Origin of the sequence: Streptomyces guryensis (assembly GCF_021261325.1) — a bacterium.
Lineage (GTDB): Bacteria > Actinomycetota > Actinomycetes > Streptomycetales > Streptomycetaceae > Streptomyces > Streptomyces guryensis.
The window spans coordinates 1-1,004 of the sequence record NZ_JAJSBI010000078.1 but is presented as its reverse complement, the minus strand read 5'-3'; the positions used below and the strand labels follow the sequence as shown (position 1 = coordinate 1,004).

Sequence of the window (1,004 nt, the reverse complement as noted above, 5' to 3'; positions counted from 1 at the left end):
CGCCGTCAGGCCCGGGCGGTTGAGGTAGCCGCGTGCCAGGCCGCCACCCGCGACATACAACTCACCCGCGACGCCCATCGGGACCGGGCACAACCCCGCGTCCAACACATACAACCGCAGATCCGGGATCCCCTCACCGATCCTGCTCCCACCACCGGCCGCGCACATCTCCTGGTCCAGGGGCAGGTACGTGACATGGACCGTGGTCTCGGTGATCCCGTACATGTTCACCAACGTCGGACCACCCGAGCCACGCCGCTCATACCACGACGCCAGGCGGCCCAGATCCAACGCCTCACCGCCGAACACCACATACCGCAGAGCAAGCCGATCACCCGTCGCCGGATCATCCCGGTCCGCCTGCATCAGCTGATAGAACGCCGACGGCGTCTGATTCAGCACCGTCACGCCCTCACGCGCCAGCAGCGCCAGGAACTCCCCCGCCGAGCGGCTCACCTCGAACGGCACCACCACCACACGCCCGCCATGCAACAGCGGCCCCCACAACTCCCACACCGAGAAGTCGAACGCATACGAGTGGAACAGCGTCCACACGTCGTCCGATCCGAACCCGAACCACTCATCGGTCGCGGAGAACAACCGCACCACATTCGCGTGCGGAACCACCACACCCTTCGGCCGACCCGTCGAACCCGACGTATAAATCACGTACGCAGGCGCATCCGAGGTCAGAGGCAGCGACCGCTCCGCATCGCAGAGGTCGGCTGCGGAGTGCTCAGCGAGGACCGGGGCATCCACCAGGATCCGGGGAGTGTCCTCGGGCAGAACACCTTCCGCCCCGAGACCGGTGATCACACACATCGGGTCGGCATCTTCGACTATGTAGGCGATGCGGTCGGCCGGATAGTCCGGGTCGATCGGCACATACGCCGCACCCGACTTCACCACCGCCAACAACGCGACCACCAGATCGGCAGAACGAGGCAGCGCGACAGCGACAAACCGCTCCGGACCCGCACCCCGCTCAACCAACACACGCGCCA

The 1,004-nt window shown here is 66.2% G+C and carries 1 protein-coding gene; it reads right to left on the bottom strand.

Annotated features, from left to right (window positions below; genetic code table 11):
• Positions 1-1,004 (bottom strand): AMP-binding protein (locus LJ657_RS48030; RefSeq protein WP_232656088.1); only part of this gene is annotated, 1,004 nt, incomplete at both ends.